The organism is Bacillus mycoides (assembly GCF_000832605.1).
In the GTDB taxonomy this organism is placed as follows: Bacteria; Bacillota; Bacilli; order Bacillales; family Bacillaceae_G; genus Bacillus_A; species Bacillus_A mycoides.
Map to the genome: position 1 here is coordinate 167,215 of NZ_CP009691.1, position 14,933 is coordinate 182,147.

A 14,933-nucleotide genomic window follows, 5' to 3' on the forward strand; every position below is an offset into this window, starting at 1 on the left:
TTAAAATACTGACCCAATCTATGATGTTCTATATTCACATCTGATTCTTACATATTAATTGATTGTAAGTGGTTTCCATAAAGATAACGCAAATATCCAATTCGGGTCACCATTTCCTTGATGATTTTGAACAGCCTCATACACCTTCCCTTGATGTTCTACTTTGTCTCCCTTTGTATATGCCTTCTTCGGATTCCATTTTTCATAAGATACATTTTGATCTTTTGTTTGTATCGGAAGAATGTAACTTTGAATTGATGTATTTCCAGCTGCATCTACAGCCTTCACTGCATATTTATATTCCTTGTTAGCTGTTAAGTTTTGATCAGTAAACGTCGTTCCTTGTACCGTTTGAATTAGTTGTCCATCACGTAATACCTGATATTCTTTTACACCTACATTATCTGTAGAAGAATTCCATTTTAGCTCTACACTGTTAGAAGTAACGTTACTTGCATATAATCCTTGTGGCTGTGTGGGAGCTTCTGTATCTGGTTTCGGATTAACAATGTTATCTACTTTCTTCAATCCCTCTTTTGTAATCTCATAGACCGCTTTATTCCCAAAACTTTCCTGAATGTTTTTTTCCATATTTGTAATAGTAGCTCTGTTCGCACCTTCTAAATGTGTGAATTCAATAAAATTGCCTACTTTTACCGGAACTTTTGCTTGCTCAGCATTTTGTTGCTTATTTCCATAAATCTCTTTGTTATATACCACTTTACCTGATGTGTTTTGCACTTTAATACTTGCATATGTACTATCAAAGTAGTTATGTGGTACACCTGCTTTTAGATTAATTTGCATTTCTTCTGTTGATTTATTTAAATTTACTTTCACAAATTCAAAATCACCAATCCCTTTCATCGACCATGCAAACTGGTTTCCTTCTAAAATATTCGAAAAATTCGGTGTATCCGGTTTAACCGGATTAGAATCTGTACTTTTCCAAATTTCAGCCGTTAAATTTGGATACCCTAGTGCCGCTACTTTTTGGATTGTATCATTATTTGGGCGTAATCCCCATTTCTCAAAAAACGGAATTAAATTTTGTTTTGCTGCCTTTGATGCTGAAATCATAAATAATTGTTTTTTCGTTTCATCAGTTTGTGGAATCTCATTTGAAGGCATGTCTCTATACAGCTGATGCAACTTAGGATAGAAGTCTTCTCCGTACGCTAGTTGTAATTGCCAAAGCATTACAACTTTAACAAAAAGGTCACTAATGTCATCATAATTTTTATTAGGTTGTTCTAAGTATTGAAATGCCTTAGTATAAGCGCCCTCTTGTTGCAATCTAAAAGGTTGATTAGATGTAAATGCTTTTTCTACAGCAAGGCTGTAAAGATTGACTTGTACCTCTGTCATATTTTTAAAGTTCCAAGGCGTTTGTTGTCTCATATGTCCTGCCTCATGCCAAGGTCCCCATCCATCATTTGTAAATTTATTAATGTCTAATACATGTTGGATTGCATCTCCTACATATGCAGTTCTGTGAGGATATGCATACATATAATAATCCAGAGAATGGTTATCCTCCACATAATGCAGATAATGTTTATCTACTTGTTCTTCAGATAATCCAGATATTTTATCTTGAATTCTAGTAGCCTCATCCATTTTTTTTAAGAGTTGTACAGGATCTGTGTTAGAGTCTATCAAATATTTTTTAACACGAACTGGGCTAGCAGTAATCAATACGCGCTCCCCTTTTAATTCCACCGCATGTGCATTTGGATATTGATTGAGCATATTTATTAAATCTTGTTTCGTATGCTTTCCAAGTTCAAAGAGAGGAGTAGCCGTTCCACCTGTTATTACTGTTGTTTGAATGGTACCACCTTGTTGTTTATTATAAAAATAAATCATTCCTCCATTTGGAGATTGAATTGTGTTTGTACCTGGATTTAAAGTAAATGATTTAATTTTGGAATCTTCCCTCCAAGAAGCATCGAACGAGAAAGTTCCAATATATGCTTGTATACTTTGATTTCCTTGTACCTGAATTGTTATTTGTTCATTTGGCTTAGCATATAACCCTGTTGGCTCGTATGCACTAAAATTTCTTTCCCTTCTTTCAATATTTTGAAGTTGGGAGACATCTCCTTTTCCTGGAACTGCAAATACACGATTTTCCACATTAACAGAATTTTCATTCTGTAACGTTGTAGATACTTTCTTTTGCTGTGCTTGTTCTTCCGCAAAGACTTCTAATGAAGGCGTTATTCCAGTAGCAAACATAGATAATGTGGCAGTTATCATCACTAAATTTTTTTTTTTTTGTTTCTGTCCCCTTTTCATAATATCCCTCCGCTATATTTCCAAATACTTATAATATGAATATATAAGTAATATCTATTACTTATATATTCATATTATCTATTGACACATATTTACACAATTTAACATAAATATACTCATTTATATAAGATAATGAACATATTTCAATTCACTTGATAAGAAGAATAATCAAATGAATCTATGAGAAAAAGAAGGATTTTAATACGTTTATTATTAAAAACGTATTAAAATCTTTAAAAATGTCAAAATATTAATACATTATGTTTTGGTACAAAAACTTCCAAGCAGTTGTAACTAATCACCTAAACCCGGATATACCAGTACTTTTAAAAGAACGTAATCCTAATTGGGGTCACCATATCATTTCGATAAATTTGTACGCTAAGAAATTTATAAAGGTTGTAGATGTTTAATAAACGTTTAAAAATATTTTATAACACATCTTTAAACATGATAATCCTTGACTATATAAGTAATGTCTTTAAAGGTATACTTCTATAAGAATTTTTGAGGGAAATGAATAAGTTGTGATAAACCTAATTAAATAAATGATTTGAAAGTAAACTAAACGGCTAAAAGTTTACTTTCATTTTTATTAAAAAAAGAACATGTAGAAATTACTACATGTTCTTTTTGAGTTGATGGCAATATTACAACTTGTTTATATTAGTTTGCTACTTTCATACTTTTGTAAAACTCGTTTTCACTATATGGTGCCCCTAATATCCTGTTTACATTTGTACATATTAACAGATTGGTATTGCATAGATCGTAAAATTTGCCTAGGTAGAGCTAAATACTTTATGGTATTACTTAATGATTGTAGAGATGGCTTGTTTGTATACCAGTTGTTGTTTACCATGAACCATCATTAAGACAGTAAATTTATCTGTTGCAAGGATCTGCCCACGTACTGGAACGCCATTCTTTAAAAATACAGTAACTTCCCCATCGCTATCAAACTAAAGTAAACAAATACCCCAAAACGAGAAAATTGACATCATCAAATTGAAAATGTGTAAAATTCTTGTTTTGGGGTTTTATAAATTTCTTAGGTTGATGGGCATACCGTGTGACCCCATAATAGGCGAATAAAGTTACGTTCAAATTCCGCAAAAGAAGCAAATAAATGAAACATAAGTTGACCAGTAGCACTTGAACGATTCATTGCAATATTTTCATAAACACTATAAAAACTAATCCCTCGTTCATTCAATTCATTAACAATCTGAACATAGATAAGTTTACACGGTTTTTATACAAAAGACGAAATTCTATAATTTTTGTTCAATATTAACGTGTCCAGAAACATACAATTTTCTGGACATGATAAAGCAATTTAGTTTCCATGCAAAATACTGGCTAACTCTTTATACATATAGAAATACTTTAATAATTTTTAAAAAGTATACTAAAGGTATTCCTGTTCTACTTTTCACAGCAATTGATAGTAATTTCTTATTTTTTGGAAATGGATGGTAACTCTTGTATACTTTCCTTCTTGTGATTGAATAGAAATATCATGTCCCAATTTCAAAACCATTTGTTTTGCAAGATACAGTCCCATCCCCGTAGATTTTGTATGGGTTCTTCCAGTAAAACCTGTGAATCCTCTTTCGAATACACGGTGTACATCTTCTTGTTTTATCCCAATGCCTGTATCTTGAATGATCAATCGTTTTTCTTCATTATCTTCCTCAAAACGGAAAAAAACTTCTCCACCTTCATTTACATACTTTAAAGCATTTGCTGTAATTTGGTCTATGATAAATGCAAGCCATTTACTATCGCTTTGTACGAATTTCTGAGCTTCCTCCATATGAAAGTGAATTCGTTTCGAGATAAAGATTTTGGCATATTTCTTTACACTTTGTTTAATGATTTGATCCAGCTGCACATCTGTAATGAAATAGTCTTTAGAAAATGAGTCAATCCGTGAATAGTAAAGAGCCTGTTCCACGTAATTATCTATTTTGTTCAGCTCGTCTTCAAACTTATCTATAAGAAAATCTACTGTTTTTCCCGTACTGTTTTCAATAAGTAAACTACTTGCGGCAATTGGAAGCTTTACCTCGTGAACCCAGGACATAATAAAATCTTGGTGATCCAATTTCTCGTGAATCAACTTTTGAAGTTGCTTAGAATGCTTGTCCCGTACTATTTTTATCATTTTGACATATAAAGCTTGTTCATAATTTTGTGGCTCAAGCATTTCTACAGGAAAGTCTTCCTTCTGATTCTCAATTAAATCATTTAGTTCTAGGTAAAAAGACCTCCGGTAATAATATTCAATAGTAATATACAGACTTACGGAGAGAAAACAAATAACGTGAGTATAGAGCAGATTTTGAATAACGAGATTCCGACTATCGTTTACAACCATAATTAATGAAACAAACAACATTAATATGAAGTACAGTATGAAAAAAAATCGTTTATCTTTTATATATTGAAAAAAACTCATAAAATAATATACCCGTATCCTTTCTTAGTGGTAATGAAACCATCTTTACCGAGGTCAGTAATTTTTTTGCGTATCCGTGCAATGTTAACCGTTAAGGTATTTTCGTCCACGAATCTTTCATCAGCCCAAAGACTGCGCATTATCTTTGTTCGGCTTACAACTGTCCCTTTATTTTGCATGAGAAGTTTTAAAATAATAAATTCATTTTTAGTTAGCGTAATCTCTTCATTCACATTAGACACATTGTAGGTTTTAAGGTTGAGCACAATTCCATCATGCTCAATAACTTTTAACTCTATGTCTTCTATATACGTATACGTCCTACGCAGGAGTGCATTAACCTTTGCCATTAAAACATCTGTGTGGAACGGTTTATTAATAAAATCATCCCCACCCATATTCATCGCCATTACCATATCCATTGGTGTATTACGAGACGAAAGAAAAATAATCGGCGCTTTTGAAGTTTCTCTCATTTTATTACACCAGTAAAATCCATCAAATGATGGTAAATTAATGTCCATTAGTACAAGATGAGGACTATTTTTAAAAAATACTGATAATACTTGGTCAAAATCTTCTACCTTTACTGTAGTAAATCCCCATTTTTCTATTGTCTCTCCCAACATATCTCGAATCGTTTTTTCGTCTTCTACAATCATAATTTTCATGGTTATTCCCCCAAAATCTTATATTAAAGATAATTTGTGTTATATGTTACGTGCTCATACTTCTGCATTAAATTACGATAGCATAATCGTCTATATCACATTATAGTGGAAAAGATAAAGAAAAAAGGGATATTTATTGTAAGGTGACAAAACTGTAAGGTTAGCCTACACAACTGTAAGGTTATCGAAGGGTTACATCATATAGAATAAAACCTGTAAGAAAAAAATAACTTCTTTGATGGAGGAATTAGATATATGAAATCAATAGTAGACGCAAAACAAATCAAAAAAATGTATGGAGCAAAAGGAAATACATTTACTGCATTACAGGATATTGATTTAACTGTTCGCGAAGGTGAGTTTTTTGGAATTATGGGACCTTCAGGTGCCGGAAAGTCCACACTTTTAAATATTTTGGCGACCATAGATCAGCCAACGTCCGGTGAGATTTTAATTGATGGGACAAGCATACTAAACATGAAAGAAGAACAATTATCCGCATTCAGGCGGGATAAACTCGGTTTCATTTTTCAAGATTACAATTTATTAGATACGTTAACAGTGAAAGATAATATTTTGCTGCCACTTGCACTAGCAAAAATGGATGTACAAGAAATAGAAAACAGAGTTAACGAGATTTCAGAGCGTTTTGGTATTCGTTCCATTTTAGATAAATACCCGTATCAAATTTCAGGTGGGCAGAAACAGCGCACAGCTGCTTCGCGTGCGATGGTATCTAAACCCAGCTTAATATTAGCAGACGAGCCGACTGGCGCACTCGATTCAAAATCGGCAGCAGATTTATTGGAGAGCTTACAAAATTTAAGCCAAGAAGATAAAGCAACCATCCTCATGGTAACACATGATGCATTTGCAGCTAGCTATTGTAAACGCGTGTTATTTATTAAAGATGGCACGCTGTTTACCGAACTCGTAAAGGGGAATTCTTCTGGCAAAGATTTTTTCAAAAAGATATTAGATGTATTGTCCATTCTTGGAGGTGGTACAAGTGACGTTATTTAGTTTAGCGAAAAAAAATATTAAAGGGAATTTAAACAACTACCTTCTCTACATTTTCTCTATGGTGATTAGTGTCGTGATTTGCTATACTTTCAACTCATTATTGTATACACCAGAAATTAAAAATGCCGTTAATAATATGGAAGGTACAATGTCACAAACCACTTTCGTTTTAATAGGATTCATAGCGGTTTTCATCGGATATTCTAATGCATTTTTCACGAGAAAACGTAAAAAAGAAGTAGGTATGTACTCCCTACTTGGCGTGATAAAAAAAACCATCGCAAGAATGCTGTTTCTTGAAAATGTAATTATCGGGGCTATCACTTTAATATGCGGGCTCGTATTAGGAGTCATATTATCCAGATTGTTTATCATGTTACTCCTTAAACTCGTAGGTGCTCCGGTCGATGTAAGTTTTGGCATTCCTACGGAAGCAATTATGAATACCACTATTACATTTACGGTCATAACAATTTTTACATCCCTTCAATCGTATCTTTTAATATATCGCTTTAAATTAATTGAATTATTCCAAGCAGATAAAAAAGGGGAGAAAGTACCGAAAGCATCTATCTTTTCTGCCTTAGTTTCGATCATTTTACTGGTAAGTAGTTATTGGTTTATGTTTAACGGGGCAACAATGCTTTCTATGCCTCTTGTCGCTATTGGAACATATTTATTATTTCGTTCTTTAACTGTGTATTTACTAAAGCGTGCACAAAAAAATAAATCGAACTACTATAAAGGGATTAACATCATTGGAACATCTCACTTGTTGTATCGTATAAAAGGAAATGCCCTTATGCTTACAATTATCGCATTACTAATTTCTGTAGCACTGCCATATCTTCAAGCGAGTTTCTCTGAATATTCTATCACTGAGAAAGATGCTCATGAAACAGCTCCTTTTAGCTATATTCATCTTTCAAAAGATGAAACATCCGACAATCAAATCAAACGGGTTATTTCAAAAGACAAAGATCATCCGATTACAGCGCAACTAGATATCCCGATTATTCAAGTAAAAGGGAATACTTCAGCACCATTCCAAGATAAAAATGATCTTTCTGTTAATTTGATTTCAGAGAGTGTATTTCATAAAATGAACAATATTCTAAAATTAGGAGATATACCAAATCTTTCTGGTGAGCATGCTATAGCATTTAAAAGATACATTAATCAACCAGCCACTGATTTTATTAATCATCAAGTCAACATTCTGTTACCCGAGAGAAATTATACTTTTAAGCTCAACAAATTAGAAAAAAAATCGATACAACTAACATCTGGTTCTGAGCTTCTTTACATTGTAATTGATAATGAAATGTTTGACAGTGTTGCAAAACAAGTCAGTCCAATCACATATAAAGCTTATAAAGTGGAGGATGAAAAAACAACCAAAGAAACATCGGAGATAGTAATGATACTAGCAGGAAACGATACTCATATGCGTACATTCTACGAAGAGTATAAAAAAATAAAGGCACTTACAGGAATGAAAATCTTTGTAGTTAGCTCTTTAGCATTAGTTTTACTAGTGGCAACAGGAAGTGTTATTTACTTCAAACAGCTAACAGAAGCACATTCAGATAAAAATCGTTATGAAATTTTACGAAAAATCGGTGTAAATAAAAAAGAAGTACGAACTACGATAGCAAAACAAACATTATTTATATTTCTCCTTCCGTTAATTATTGGGATACTAAATGCAGCCATGTTAACAATATCAATGGTTTTACAATATGACATGGACATAAAGGAAAACATAATTTCATTTATTTATGCTATGACAACGTATGGTGTAATCTACCTTGTTTACTACGTGTTAACCATTAATTCTTATAATAGAATTGTGAATAAATAAACATGAACCATCTCTCGAATATCGGGAGGTGGTTTAATATATTTAACAAAATAAGATGCATAGTGAACAGTGGGCTAATTAAGATATGTCTAAACGTACAATTTGAACGCATTTTACATTGCTCCAAAATCAATCAGAAATTGTACGGACATTCAAAATTTTTTCTTATCTAATTTTTCTTGTATTACGATCATAGAATTACGAATTTGATTAATTTCACTATTAGTTAATCCATTAAATAATTGATATATTTGTTCATCTGACTGAATATTGATTTTATCTAGCAATTCCTCACCTTTTTTTGTCAAAAAAAGAAAGTTTTTTCTACTATCTATTGCTGAGCTTTTCTTCTTTATTAATTCTTCCCTCTCTAATTTACGTAAAATTCTACTCATATAGCTTCTATCAATATTAAGTTCTTGCACGAGATTATTCGCAATACAATTAGTTTTTTCACTTATCTCAAATAGTATCCGTGCTTCGGTTAATGAATATTCTGTATCTAGAAATTGATTATTAAATAAATCAAGTACTTTCGTATAAAAACGATTGAACTGTCTAATATCATAAATAAATTCTTTATCCATAGTTCCTCCTTTAGTTGACTTAATCCACATTTAACATTAACATAACTGTATCCTTATAATGTGGACTCAGTCAACATTTAGGGGTGCAATTTTCTAAACACTCGGAACTTTCGTAAAAAAATCGAAGGAGAGATCATATGATTATTCGGGAAATTAAAAAAGAAGATAATGTGCAAATTAAAAAAATAATACAAAATTCATTAAAATCACTTGGATTAGCGATTCCTGGAACAGCTTATTTTGATCCTCAACTTAACGATCTTCACCAATATTATACTGATTTAAAACACGGAAAATATTGGATAGCAGAAATGGAAGGAGAAGTAGTTGGTGGAATTGGTATAGCGCCGTTTAACGAACATGAAAAAGTTTGCGAATTACAGAAGTTATACTTAAGTCCCCAAACACAGGGCTTAGGATTTGGAAAGAAGTTAATGGAAAAAGCTTTATCATATGCTGCTAAACATTATACAAAGTGCTACTTAGAAACACAGCATGAATTAAAAACTGCATGTATACTATATGAAAAGTTTGGATTTACGCTTTTACATGAGCCACTATCAGGTTCTGATCATTCTGCTATGAATGCGTGGTATATAAAAGATTTAAATTAACAATAAGGAAAATTTTTATTACACCTGATTTACACGGTGATGCTGGTATTGCTTTTGATTGCATCAGGAGTATAGGCACGTTATAATAATCTCTAATCACATTCAAAGAGGTGCAAAAAATGAATAAAACTGAACTAACAAAAATGGTAGCAGAAAAAGCAGAACTTACACAAAAAGAGGCAGCTGCAGCAACACAAGCTGTATTAAATGCTATAACAAATGCGCTTGCAAATGAAGATAAAGTACAGATTCTTGGCTTTGGTACATTTGAAGTGCGTGAAAGATCTGCACGTACAGGACGTAACCCACAAACAGGTGAAGAAATGCAAATCGCTGCTTCAAAGGCACCTGCTTTTAAGGCGGGAAAAGAATTAAAAGAGGCAGTAAAATAATTATACATAGTGAAACAGGACCTGATATATGAATATCAGATCCTGTTTTTTATTTAGTTGATTCTAAATTGTCCGGTTAATCATTATTCATCTATTAATCATTTCACGGCAAGTTGTGATATAAAAAATATCATCAGCAGTGTTTTCTTTATTACAACTTCTAGCAATAACTTCTGCTGCATATTCTCTGTCCTCTCGGTCTACAGCATACCTTTTTATGTATTCCGATACAAAATATACAGCTTCATCTAATTCAAATTGATTTTGCATAAGCTTTGCTTGATAGCGATGGGGTACAGGCACATCGCATCAAGCTAAAATTTCATAGTAACCCCAGAACGATATTTTGTGCTAACTTGTAGCAAAAAAGCTCATTTTTTCGTCTTGGGATACTTTTGAATTCATAAGTTGATGGGCATGTGACTGAACCCCTAATACTTTACTTTAATAATGACTCTTTTCATGAAATAAAACTCAGTTATCAGTCTAAAACATTTTTTAGATTTAACAATAACAAGCGTACATTTTTACCTTTCAGATAGTCTCTTTTATTCTAATTTCTTCATTTCTTTCAGCCGTTCTATATCCTTTTCTGAAGCATTTTCTATTTTATACAGTTCATAGCTACCCTTTATCTCATTTATCACTGCAAATTCAATTTCATTCCGAACATAGCTTTTAGTTTTCCCCTTTTTATAACCAATAACATTATCTAATATAGTTTCCCCACTATCTTTTTTATATAAATTATAGCTAACAGGTGGACGACCAATTACATACTTATTATCAGAAAATCCGACTATATCATCTCTCCCTAATCCTGTTGAAACACTCCAGACAAAAATAATCTGAAATATAGAATAAACAACAATACCGCATAAGAAAAAAAATAGGATTGATTTAAAAAATAACTTTAAAAGTATCCTGCCCAAAAACATTCCCTCCCATTTCATCTCGGAGTAGCAAGAACAAAACACGAATTTTGTACGCTAAGGAACCGGATTTTTTAGATTGTTGAACTCAATCCCCCGTTAGTGCCATAAGAAAAAGAGTTACCGCAGTAACCCTATTGTTTATAATACACGTCATTGGGAATAGCTATGGATGAATAAAGTCAATCTATTCAATTTCCCACAATCTTTTAATCTCCACCAATTCCTGTCCATTGAATTCCATTCTGTATATATCTGGTTTTGATGTCTGTAGTAAAAAATTCAAATCATACTTACTATCATAATACCCCATCATCAAAGTCATAACAGCTCCATGGGTTCCTAATACTACTTTCTGTCCTCGATAGGTGTTTAATAATTCTTTTAAGACTTTTATAGCACGTTTCTGACAGTCGACATTAGACTCTCCTCCCGTTAAAGCAAAGTCGGGTTCTAAAAATGACTTTGTTATCAAAGGGAATAATTCTTTATCCGACATTCGTTCCTCTTCAGCAATAAAAATTCTCTCTTTTAAGTCTTCAAATACTAAAACTTCTTGTCCTATTTGCTTCGCTAACTGCTGAACAGTTAGAATTGAACGATTGTATGGACTTGAGATAACAATGTCAATTCCCTCACCTTGTAATACATCTGTTATTCGTTGAACATCTAATTTTCCTTTTTCAGTTAATCCTCTTGTTTTTTCTTTTCCAAATTTCGGTGAATCCCCATGTCTCACCATATATATGAAAGTTTTCATAATTCCCTCCATTTTTCCAGGTTCTTTTACAATTCCTTTCTTATATTAGCATATATATCCAATTCATTCTCCTTGAAAATAACAGAAAACTGTGAATTCGAAAGAAAGACGCGAAGTTTTCACTATCCTCTGGTATAAAAAACGCCATCCTTTCTGTATATTTCTACAAAAAGAATAGCGTTTTTAAGGTCAAATTAATATGATATTATATTGGTTTAATAAAATCCTATAAATAAATTCTCTTGTAGAGTTTAATCTTTGGGAACCGTATTATAATTTATAAGGATTATTTTTTGTTGAATTTTTCAATTCGTTTTCAAGGGAAAGCTTAAGACTTTTCTTTTTCTTTTCAATGGATGTGATCTTATGAAAAGTTAACAAAGATAACATAGAGAATAATTTATAATATATCTCTGTAGATCCATTCTTATTGTTTGAAATAATTTGCTCCATAGTATAGAATCTCCTTTTTTAATACAGTCCTTTTTCTAATTTCAATACTTGGTTATTATTTTACCAATTTTTGTTGAAAGCTTCTACTTTACTAATTATTAATTCTTGATAATTTACATTCTAATTCTATATTTACCTTTAACAGTACAGTTTTTTTCATTTGGGGGATACTTCAAAATGTTAAGTTGATGGGCATGTGGCGGGACCCCATGCCCATCAAGCTAAGGTCTTGAGGTATCCCCTAAACGAAATTTTTACTTTTCTACATATTATTATCTTATTATAAGCGTTGATGACATAATATTCGAAAACAGAAGCCAACATAAACTTACTAACCAAGGTTTACATACATAAAAAGGCTCGCTATTGTTAAGCAAGCAATCTGATTAATCATCATCAGCATTCTTATAAGAAGTATAAAAAAGCTAGTAAAATACTAACCTTTTTATACATAAATAAATATTGAATATGAGAATTTAATTACATTTACATGAATACTGTTCTTAAAAATTGTTTATGACGGCAATTTTATTTCATAATGTGATAGTTGTTTTCCTTGGTAATCTTTATCATAAGCAAATTGGAATCCTAAGGTCTCTAATACCTTTTTTGATTTATCATTTGTAATTTTAATTCTCGCAATTAGTTTTTTAATTTCCATCGAGTTAGTAGCATACTGTATAGATGCTTTTGCAGCTTCTGTTGCATAACCTCTTCCCCAAAATTCTGGATCTAAAAGATACATAATTTCAACTTCCTCTTCTTTTTGATCTACATATCTTAAGCCACAATGCCCTATAATTTCCCCTGTACATTTATTTAAAACTGCCCATACACCAAAGCCATATTGATTCCAATGATTTATGAACTTTTCAACATATATTTTTGCTTCTTCTATTGTCATTCCTCTAGATGCTGCAAGCCATTTACCGACGGTATCATTTTTTACGATATTATAAATATCATTAATATCTTCTAAACTTATTTTCCTCAAATATAGCCGATCTGTTGTAATTGTTTTTTCGTCTATTTTAACATTCATACAACTCTCTCCTTTAGACAGTAATCAATATTTTTTATTTTATTACGTTCCCCTGTTTTCCCCACAACAACTATTACTGTTGGTTCGAAATAAAGTTTAATCAAATTAGTACTAATCCCCTTAATAAATGAACAAATAGAAAGAGCAGATTTTGAAAAAAGGCTGCTCAAAATCTGTTATAAATATATACATATAAAATTACTATTTAAAAAAGTTTAATCATTTTTCAGGCTGTCTTATTCTCAAATCTAAATTAATTAAATTAGCTATTAACAAATGGTGAGAACTTATCTGCATATTTAGTTGGCGTAAATTTAATTAATTCATATTCAGCAACTTGATTTTTATAAAAAGGGTCTTCTTTTAATATTTTTTGAACAGTAACCTCATCATCCGAATTAACTAAAATAACTCCACCAATTCTAGGATCACGTCTTCCGGAGAAAATGAAGTCGCCTCCTTTGTAATGTTTATCTAAGAAATCTACATGTTCTTCCAGAAAATCTTCGACTTCACTTAATGGTTTCACATATTTTAATAGAACTATAAACATAACCCCATCCACCTTTCCATATACATCATTTTTCTATATTTACCATTATACACCTATAACCTTGGGAATCATTGTAGTAAAACATAAGAATAAATAAAATTTGTTCAAAAATAAAAGAAATAAGTTTCCAGTTAAACTTTTTTTAAAATCTACAATTACTTATATCTTTCCTCCAGATTATTAAGTAGCGGAGCACAACACACCCTCATCAAATTAACATAAATTTATATCCATATAACAAAAAAAACGCTATTCTTTCTGTAGACTCATAGGAAAGGATGGCGTTTTTTATGTCTGTTTCTGTGTATGACGAATTACAACTATTTGCTCAAGAGATTCAAAGTTTTTTATCTCCAAATACCTTACGGGATCTTGCTAGAGATGTTGGCTTTGTACAACGAACCAGTATGTACCAAGCAAAAGATTTAGTAGCTTTATGTGTATGGTTGAGCAAAAATGTAGCTATGACTTCTTTAACTCAGTTATCTAGCTGTTTAGAAACATCAACAGAAGTACTCATCAGTCCTGAGGGACTGAATCAACGGTTTAATAAGGCGGCCGTCCAACTTTTACAACACCTACTAGCCGAACTGCTAAGTAAAAAATTGGCCGCATCTATGCCGATTTCTTCTCCATACACTTCTGTTTTCAAGCGTATTCGTATTTTAGATTCAACTGCATTTCAACTCCCGGATGTATTTTCATCGGTTTATCCAGGTGCAGGAGGATGCAGCCATACAGCTGGGATAAAAATTCAACTTGAGTATGATTTGTTAAGTGGACAGTTCCTACATATTCATACAGGTCCAGGAAAACAACATGATCGCACTTACGGCTCTCTGTGTGCCCCAACTGTGACAGCGAATGATTTATGTATCCGAGATTTAGGTTATTTTCATTTAAAAGACCTTCAATATATACAAGATAAAGAGGCCTACTATATCTCTCGTATCAAGTCGAATACACGTATTTATCAAAAAAATCCTATCCCTGATTATTTTCAAGATGGAAGAATTAAGAAAGGTACAGAGTATATACAGATAGATATGGAGACGTTAATGAACTCTCTTCAACCAGGACAAACATGTGAAATAGCTGATGCTTATGTAGGAATGATTGATAAATTGCCAACTCGTGTAATTGTTCATCGATTAACAAAACAACAGCAACAAAAACGATTACAAGATCAAGCTGTAAGAGAAAAAAAGAAAGGAATGAAGTATTCTCCTCGTAGTAAACGACTCAGTGGTATCAATGTATATATGACAAACACCCCA

The 14,933-nt window shown here is 32.1% G+C and carries 14 protein-coding genes and 3 pseudogenes; 5 read left to right on the forward strand and 12 right to left on the reverse strand.

Going from position 1 to position 14,933, the window contains the following annotated elements:
• Positions 1-54: 54 nt before the first annotated feature.
• From BG05_RS00870 to BG05_RS00880, 5 genes and pseudogenes are all read right to left on the reverse strand, one after another.
• On the reverse strand, positions 55-2,301 hold the full coding sequence (locus BG05_RS00870) for a M60 family metallopeptidase (protein ID WP_041867961.1): 2,247 nt from the start codon (positions 2,299-2,301) through the stop codon (positions 55-57).
• Positions 2,302-3,110: 809 nt separating this feature from the next.
• Positions 3,111-3,260, reverse strand: a pseudogene (hfq, locus tag BG05_RS28925) (RNA chaperone Hfq); the annotation flags it as partial.
• A gap of 131 nt (positions 3,261-3,391) precedes the next feature.
• A pseudogene (locus BG05_RS28930) lies at positions 3,392-3,535 on the reverse strand (recombinase family protein); the annotation flags it as partial.
• A gap of 201 nt (positions 3,536-3,736) precedes the next feature.
• Positions 3,737-4,765, reverse strand: coding sequence for a sensor histidine kinase (locus BG05_RS00875; RefSeq protein WP_016127778.1), 1,029 nt, complete (start codon positions 4,763-4,765; stop codon positions 3,737-3,739).
• Entirely contained in the window at positions 4,762-5,436 is a 675-nt protein-coding gene (locus BG05_RS00880; protein WP_003192776.1) for a response regulator transcription factor, read from the reverse strand. The genes BG05_RS00875 and BG05_RS00880 overlap by 4 nt, the downstream gene beginning before the upstream one ends.
• Before the next feature lie 255 nt (positions 5,437-5,691).
• Between BG05_RS00880 and BG05_RS00885 the strand changes: the two genes are divergently transcribed.
• Together BG05_RS00885 and BG05_RS00890 are read left to right on the forward strand one after the other, a co-directional pair.
• Positions 5,692-6,459 carry an ABC transporter ATP-binding protein gene (locus BG05_RS00885; RefSeq protein ID WP_003192774.1) on the forward strand — a complete coding sequence of 256 codons (768 nt, stop codon included), beginning with the start codon at positions 5,692-5,694 and terminating at the stop codon, positions 6,457-6,459.
• The gene (locus BG05_RS00890; protein ID WP_016127780.1) at positions 6,446-8,323 is read left to right on the forward strand and encodes an FtsX-like permease family protein; all 1,878 of its coding nucleotides are present in this window, start codon (positions 6,446-6,448) and stop codon (positions 8,321-8,323) included. Before BG05_RS00885 ends, BG05_RS00890 begins: the two co-directional genes overlap by 14 nt.
• A 152-nt stretch (positions 8,324-8,475) precedes the next feature.
• Here the strand turns inward: BG05_RS00890 and BG05_RS00895 are convergent, their stop codons facing one another.
• The gene (locus BG05_RS00895) at positions 8,476-8,910 is read right to left on the reverse strand and encodes a MarR family winged helix-turn-helix transcriptional regulator (protein ID WP_002016842.1); all 435 of its coding nucleotides are present in this window, start codon (positions 8,908-8,910) and stop codon (positions 8,476-8,478) included.
• 137 nt (positions 8,911-9,047) lie between these two features.
• On the opposite strand from BG05_RS00895, the gene BG05_RS00900 reads away from it, so the two are divergent.
• Both BG05_RS00900 and BG05_RS00905 read left to right on the forward strand, forming a co-directional pair.
• The gene (locus tag BG05_RS00900) at positions 9,048-9,524 is read left to right on the forward strand and encodes a GNAT family N-acetyltransferase (protein ID WP_003192766.1); all 477 of its coding nucleotides are present in this window, start codon (positions 9,048-9,050) and stop codon (positions 9,522-9,524) included.
• A gap of 119 nt (positions 9,525-9,643) precedes the next feature.
• Positions 9,644-9,916 carry an HU family DNA-binding protein gene (locus tag BG05_RS00905; RefSeq protein WP_016127782.1) on the forward strand — a complete coding sequence of 91 codons (273 nt, stop codon included), beginning with the start codon at positions 9,644-9,646 and terminating at the stop codon, positions 9,914-9,916.
• A gap of 87 nt (positions 9,917-10,003) precedes the next feature.
• Here BG05_RS00905 and BG05_RS00910 read toward each other — a convergent pair whose 3' ends face one another.
• The 6 genes from BG05_RS00910 to BG05_RS00935 form a co-directional block, all read right to left on the reverse strand.
• Positions 10,004-10,219, reverse strand: a complete 216-nt coding sequence (locus tag BG05_RS00910; protein WP_229178964.1) for a hypothetical protein — start codon at positions 10,217-10,219, stop codon at positions 10,004-10,006.
• Between the two features lie 245 nt (positions 10,220-10,464).
• Complete coding sequence (locus BG05_RS00915; protein WP_016127783.1) at positions 10,465-10,848, reverse strand: hypothetical protein; 384 nt, start codon at positions 10,846-10,848, stop codon at positions 10,465-10,467.
• Positions 10,849-11,035: 187 nt separating this feature from the next.
• Entirely contained in the window at positions 11,036-11,608 is a 573-nt protein-coding gene (locus tag BG05_RS00920) for a histidine phosphatase family protein (RefSeq protein ID WP_016127784.1), read from the reverse strand.
• Positions 11,609-11,878: 270 nt separating this feature from the next.
• A complete protein-coding gene (locus BG05_RS00925) occupies positions 11,879-12,061 on the reverse strand; it encodes a hypothetical protein (protein WP_003192758.1) in 183 nt (60 codons plus the stop codon).
• 514 nt (positions 12,062-12,575) lie between these two features.
• Positions 12,576-13,103 (reverse strand): GNAT family N-acetyltransferase, encoded by a 528-nt coding sequence (locus BG05_RS00930; protein ID WP_003192757.1) that lies wholly within the window; start codon positions 13,101-13,103, stop codon positions 12,576-12,578.
• Positions 13,104-13,365: 262 nt separating this feature from the next.
• Complete coding sequence (locus BG05_RS00935) at positions 13,366-13,656, reverse strand: YciI family protein (protein ID WP_016127785.1); 291 nt, start codon at positions 13,654-13,656, stop codon at positions 13,366-13,368.
• A 290-nt stretch (positions 13,657-13,946) separates the two neighbouring features.
• Between BG05_RS00935 and BG05_RS00940 the strand changes: the two are divergent.
• A pseudogene (locus BG05_RS00940) lies at positions 13,947-14,933 on the forward strand (IS4 family transposase); the annotation flags it as partial.